The following is a 5,408-nucleotide window of genomic DNA, read 5'->3' as shown; positions in this document are numbered from 1 at the left end:
GCGACGAACAGTGCCAGCGAAAAGCTGACCCACAGGTTGACCGTGCCTATCCCCAGCACGCCGATGACCGAAACGAGCGCGGTTTGCCAGCTCATGTGGTTGTCGAGGCCGACCAGGGCGGTGGCGAAATTGGTCGCCGAAAACGTGATGTGGCGGATATCGATCGGCAGGCCCAGCATGAAACCGACGGTGCCGATGGTGCCGAGCAGGATGCCGAAGTAGAAATTCCCCATCAGGCCGCCCAGGTTGCGCTCCAGGTATTCGCCGAAGCGGGCCAGCCGCTCCTGTCCCAGCAGCTTGCGCAGCCAGTGCGCGCGCGCCACGCGTTGCGCCATGTGGGTGTAGAGCGCCTTGTTGTCGTAGTAGCCCGAGATCAGGCCGGCCAGGAACAGGCAGACGCCGGCGATCGCCGCATGGAACAGCGCCAGGCTGGCAAACGGATCGATATCGTGCAGCAGGTGCGCCGCCTTGTCGGGCGTCACCAGGTGATGGCCGAACAGCGCCTGGTAGCCGAGCGCGATCAGGTAAGCCACCGGGAAAGCCAGCAGCAGGTTGCCGGCGACCGCAATGAATTGCGTGCGGATTACCTTGACGATCAGTTCCACCAGGCTGTCGAGGTCGATATTGCGGCCGTCGCGGCTTTGCAGGCCGGAGGCGATGCGCGACGCCGTCATCGCCGGCTGTTTGGTGGCGACCGTGAAATGCAGGACATGGATCAGCATGAAACCGAACGAATAGTTCATGCTGAATAAAAATGCTTCCACCAGCGGCGCGGCGCGCAGGTAAGACGCCAGGATCTTCAGCAGCGACATGAAGCCGATGATCAGGCCGGCGCCGGAAGCGGAGCGGAACATCGCGCCGTATTCGGAGCGGTCTTCGGCGATATAGTGTTCACCGGTGCGGCTGGCGTTTTCGGTGACGTTGCGCGCCAGCAGGTTGATATTGTCGGCGAACAGTTCGCGCACCGCGTATTTGCGGTTATGGCCTTCGATCAGTTCCTGGCCCAGCGCCAGCGCCTGGCTGCGTTTGGCGAGTTGCCTGGTTTCGGCGGCGCTGGGATCAGACGCCGCATCCGCCTGGCCGGCCTCGGCCGGGCCGACATCGACCAGGTCCAGCAGCTTGCGCAGGCGCGCGATGCTTTGCTCGAGCCGCACCAGCAGGTAGGTGAGGGAGACGCTGCTGCCCATGCGCAAGGCGTTCTTGCGGATCTTGAGGACGATGGTTTCGCACTGGTCGAGCATCACCGACAGATGGCGGGCGTCTTCCAGCGGCGGCAGTTCGCCGTGGTCGAAGGCCGAGTCCGCGGCCGCCAGGTGGCGGCGATAGCTGTTCAGGTAAAGGTGCAGTTCGACGTTCTGCATCAGGAACGGCGATTCGAACTCATCGATACTCGGGTAGAGCCGCAGCAGCGCCGGCTCCAGCCCCATGGCGCTGATGCGGTAGGACAGGGTCTGGATCGCCTCCAGCAGTTCACCCACGGTCTTGTGGCGGTCGACGGCGTCGCTGGCGGCATTGTTCTCGGCGTCGGTATACGGCGCGGCCTGGCTCAGCAGGTCGAACAGGCTTAGCCAGTCTGCCGCGGGGACGGCGTTGATCCACAGGTAATCGGTTTCTACCGGCAGCAGGCGGTCGAGGCAATCGCGCAGGTAGTTTTCATCCAGCGCCGGCGGCAGCATGCGGAACGACAGGCGCTGGAACAGTTCGGTAAAAAAGCCGGCGTTCGGCAGGATGCCGGTATCGGTGTACAGGCTGATCTGGCGCCGCGTTGAAAACAGCCGCAGGATATAGTGGCGCAGGGCGCTGGCCTGTACCGGCTCGCCGTGCAGCAATTGCACCAGCATCCGCACGTTCTCTGCCGCTTCCTGTCCGAGCTCTGGTTTGCTGGGGCGCAGGGTCTTTATCAAGGCCACCAGATGGTCGATATTGTCAGAGTTGGGGTCGGCGGAAATGAGTTTTAGTGTTGATAGCATGCAAAGTTTTATAAAATGCAAAGTCGATAGTGTACGGTTAGTTTATCGAAATCGGTTGTGAACGAATGTTATGTTTTGATTTGTCGCTGAAAGAGCCCATGAAATTTTCCAAAACGCCATCCTTCGGCAAATTCTTTGCCTGCTGGTTCCTGTTATTTCTGCTGGCGGGCTGCCAGAGCATGGCGCCGGCGCCCGGCGCTGCCGATGCCGCGCGGGTCGACCACCTGCTGACGCTGATAGACCAGCGGCTGGCGGTCGCTCCCATGGTCGCCAAGGCAAAATGGAATTCCGGCGGCGCCGTCAACGATCCGCCGCGCGAGCAATTGATACTGGATGCCGTGGTGGCCCAGGCCAAAGGGCTGGATCCGGTGTTTGCCCGCCGTTTCTTCCAGGCCCAGTTCGATGCCAGCAAAGCCATGCAGCTCGGGCTGCATGCGCAATGGCGCCGCCAAGGCCAGGGCCGTTTCGACGACGCGCCGGACCTGGGGCGCGATGTGCGGCCGGTGCTGGACCGGCTGACGCCTGAGCTGATCGCCGAGCTGGAAAAGATCGAGCCGATGCTGGCCCAGCCGGGCATGGCGGCCTACATCGCAATGCGTTCAAAGATCCTGGTGCGCGGCGACCTGGACGGCGAGCCGCGCCGGGTAGCGCTGCAGGGCTGGTTGAAGGATTAGGGCCGGGCCTAGCCTGGCCGGGTCTAACCTGGCCGGGCCTTGTTGTGCCTGGTGGCGTGGCGCATGTGCCGCTTGTAATTGGGACCAGGCTGGCCAAAGGCTTCCAGCCCGCGCTGATAGCCATACTGCCACTGAGCTTCCACATGCTCCAGGTAAGTTTCATGGCGGCCCGGCATCAGCAGGCGCAGGCGGTTTTTCGGCCATGACAGTTTCTGCTGCATGCCGCGCTTGTGGAATACGCTTTCCACATCCGAGGCATCGATCCAGACGTCGGCATGCTGGCTGTGCACGTGGCGCAGGCGCTGGTTGCCGTCCACACCCAGCACCGCGCGCCAGGCCGGGATCGCCAGCGCCTGGCTGAACGGCGCCTTCAATTCCATCACCACCCGCTGCGCCAGTTTTTTCGCCAGCTCGATGGGAAACAGGTCGACCACGCCGCCGGTATAGTGCCCGGCCTGGTGCGAGTGACAGGGGAAATAAAACATGTCGGAAATCGAAATCCGCACGGCGTCGCCGATCGGCATCTCGACGTCGGTCAGCAGTTGCGGTGCGATGGCGTTGTCGCCCCACATCGGATCGCTCATGGGCGAGGGCATGCCGTCCAGCAGCGCCGCCGTGCGCGGATCGCAGAACACGGTCTCGGCAAACAGCTTGCGGCCGGCCCTGGGCTGTCCCACCTGGTCCTTGGAAAACAGCATTTTGCCGCCGACGATGGCGACCGCAGGCGGGTCTTGCGCTTGCGCCTGCAGCGGCGGCAGCGGCAATTGCGATGGGATGTCGAAGAAATAATCGCCGAACAAATCCGGGATGACCGCGGCGCGGCTGGCGGTCAGGCGGCGTTTGATCGCATGGATGAACGAACGGCCGATGGCGGCCTTGGGCGTCGATTGCAAGCTGCACAGGAAGCGGTACATGGCCGGCGAGCTGATCCAGGCCTTGCGCTGCGCATCGTCCGGCAGCGCCTGGATCACGGCGGCGGCGATCGAGCCGCCGCAGCTGGCCAGCAGCAGGTCCGGCTTGTTGCCTGTTTCGACTGCCGCGGCGTACATGCCGAGGTAGTAGCCGAAGCGGAAGCCGCCGCCCGCCATCACCATGCAGCATTGATATTTTTCGGTTCGGGTCATGGGCTCGAATGATGCATCAATAACTGCTTGCATATCAAGCATCTTTGTCGGACAAGGACCGTCGCCCAGCTAGCAATGCGCCCAGAACCACCGGGTCTGCAGCTCGTCGCGCTCGCGCCGCATGCGATCGCGTATGTGCGGCGGTTGCCGGCGGTGCCCCATGTCGCCCAGCCATGCAAGGCGTCGTCCAAGCGCCGGGCAATCGACGCCGGGCTCGGTGCCGATCGAGGTCACCGGTTCGATGACGGCGGCGGGCGGCGCTGCCTGGGCCAGCGGCGGCGGCTGGCGCAGCGTCCGATCAATGGTCGCCTGGTCGACGCCGGGGATGACGGCGTTGTCGGTGATTTGCAAGGACTTGGCCTTGCTGCCTTGCGGACAGCCTTTGTCGGTATAGACGATCTTGCCGTCGATGCTGCATTTGGCGATGGCGCCGGTATTGTCGGCAGAGGGTGCGGTGGCAGGCGGCGGAGCAGTGTCGCCGGCTGCCGGCGGCGCCAATGCTGGCGCAGCGGGTGGTGCGGGATTGTCTGCCAGCGGCGTGGCAGCCACTGTTTTTGCCGGTTTCTCGACGCTCTTGGCGCTGCCGAGCGAATGGTCGATCGCATACAGAACGCCGCTGGCAAGTGCGATGGCCAAAAAGAATGCGCCGAAAATCCGGATGGTTGGATGCATAAGCTGCTTAAGGTTTCATGTCAGCCGCCATGGCCGGCTTCCGCTGCGCGCATGGCGGCTACTGGAGTCCGGCTCAGGGCAGCAGCTGGCCGCGGATTTCGCCGCCGGGATTGGTGGCGCTGTGGACGTTGATATACAGGTTGCCGGCCATGTAGCTGGCGTACTGGGCATCGGTGAACTTGGTGCCTTCCGGCACCGACCACATATTGTCGCCGGTCTTGGTCAGGCCCACCATGACGGGACCGTTCTTGCCCAGCGCGCCTTCATGGATATGCGCCACTTTCCCTTGTATGCCCCTGGTGGTGACGCTGCCGCTGACCGATTTGTCGGCCTTGACCACGATGGTGCCGGCGCCGCTCGCGCTCGAGCCGTTGGCCGGCACTTCATGCGCGCCGTCCAGGGTCACATCGCTGGTATGGTTGGTATCGGCGGACATGGTGGAACATGCCGCAAGCAGCAGGGCCAGTGCAACAGAAGCGAACAACGATGGCTTTACATTTTTTAGTAGGGTAGTCATGTGTTTTCCTTCGTGCTGGTTATAGGGGAAAGCAAGCAATAGTGTAGTCCGCTTTCTTTCTTGCGGATTTTTTTATGCATTTGCTTGACCCTATAGTTACTACAGGGTTTTAAATGGAGCCATACAACCGCAAAGGAGTAGAAAATGAGCTTTTTCAAAAACCTGCTTGGCCTTGGACACCATGGCGGCGGCCACAATGCGCCATACCGGCAAGGCGGCAAGCACGGCGGCCACGGCGGCAGCCAGCAAAATACCTGGGGTTCGGCCGCGCCTGCCCAGAATAATTGCCTGAAATGCAATGCCGGCAATGTCGCCGGCGCACGTTTTTGCCAGCAATGCGGCAATTCCCTGCAAGCGCCGGGTTGCAGCGGTTGCGGTATCGCCAGGGTCGCAGGTGCGAAATTCTGCGGCAATTGCGGAGTGCCGCAATAAGGCGCTACATTACCTCTAC

6 protein-coding genes are annotated in these 5,408 nt (G+C 62.5%); 2 read left to right on the top strand and 4 right to left on the bottom strand.

What is annotated here, in order from left to right; translation table 11 throughout:
- On the bottom strand, positions 1 to 1,970 hold a 1,970-nt coding region (locus tag JWQ61_RS05170), incomplete at its 3' end, for a site-specific recombinase (RefSeq protein WP_304359577.1).
- A gap of 98 nt (positions 1,971 to 2,068) precedes the next feature.
- On the opposite strand from JWQ61_RS05170, the gene aroQ reads away from it, so the two are divergent.
- The gene (aroQ, locus tag JWQ61_RS05165) at positions 2,069 to 2,644 is read left to right on the top strand and encodes a gamma subclass chorismate mutase AroQ (protein WP_304359576.1); all 576 of its coding nucleotides are present in this window, start codon (positions 2,069 to 2,071) and stop codon (positions 2,642 to 2,644) included.
- 23 nt (positions 2,645 to 2,667) lie between these two features.
- Here the strand turns inward: aroQ and JWQ61_RS05160 are convergent, their stop codons facing one another.
- The 3 genes from JWQ61_RS05160 to JWQ61_RS05150 form a co-directional block, all read right to left on the bottom strand.
- The gene (locus JWQ61_RS05160) at positions 2,668 to 3,768 is read right to left on the bottom strand and encodes a patatin-like phospholipase family protein (protein WP_304359575.1); all 1,101 of its coding nucleotides are present in this window, start codon (positions 3,766 to 3,768) and stop codon (positions 2,668 to 2,670) included.
- A 69-nt stretch (positions 3,769 to 3,837) separates the two neighbouring features.
- Positions 3,838 to 4,440: a hypothetical protein gene (locus JWQ61_RS05155; RefSeq protein WP_304359574.1), complete on the bottom strand. Its 603-nt coding sequence runs from the start codon at positions 4,438 to 4,440 to the stop codon at positions 3,838 to 3,840.
- Positions 4,441 to 4,513: 73 nt separating this feature from the next.
- Positions 4,514 to 4,957 carry a CHRD domain-containing protein gene (locus JWQ61_RS05150; RefSeq protein ID WP_304359573.1) on the bottom strand — a complete coding sequence of 148 codons (444 nt, stop codon included), beginning with the start codon at positions 4,955 to 4,957 and terminating at the stop codon, positions 4,514 to 4,516.
- A 144-nt stretch (positions 4,958 to 5,101) separates the two neighbouring features.
- Here JWQ61_RS05150 and JWQ61_RS05145 point away from each other — a divergent pair, with 144 nt between their 5' ends.
- On the top strand, positions 5,102 to 5,389 hold the full coding sequence (locus JWQ61_RS05145) for a zinc ribbon domain-containing protein (RefSeq protein WP_304359572.1): 288 nt from the start codon (positions 5,102 to 5,104) through the stop codon (positions 5,387 to 5,389).
- Positions 5,390 to 5,408 lie beyond the last annotated feature (19 nt).

It is taken from the genome of Collimonas fungivorans (assembly GCF_028292705.1).
Taxonomy (GTDB): Bacteria; Pseudomonadota; Gammaproteobacteria; order Burkholderiales; family Burkholderiaceae_D; genus Collimonas; species Collimonas fungivorans_B.
The sequence above is the reverse complement of the archived record's forward strand: the minus strand, read 5'-3'. Positions and strand labels throughout refer to the sequence as shown.

Excerpts from the sequence above, each read along its gene's own strand:
- aroQ (WP_304359576.1), top strand. The coding sequence starts at position 2,069 with ATGAAATTTTCCAAAACGCCATCCTTCGGCAAATTCTTTGCCTGCTGG.
- JWQ61_RS05160 (WP_304359575.1), bottom strand. The coding sequence starts at position 3,768 with ATGACCCGAACCGAAAAATATCAATGCTGCATGGTGATGGCGGGCGGC.
- JWQ61_RS05155 (WP_304359574.1), bottom strand. The coding sequence starts at position 4,440 with ATGCATCCAACCATCCGGATTTTCGGCGCATTCTTTTTGGCCATCGCA.
- JWQ61_RS05150 (WP_304359573.1), bottom strand. The coding sequence starts at position 4,957 with ATGACTACCCTACTAAAAAATGTAAAGCCATCGTTGTTCGCTTCTGTT.
- JWQ61_RS05145 (WP_304359572.1), top strand. The coding sequence starts at position 5,102 with ATGAGCTTTTTCAAAAACCTGCTTGGCCTTGGACACCATGGCGGCGGC.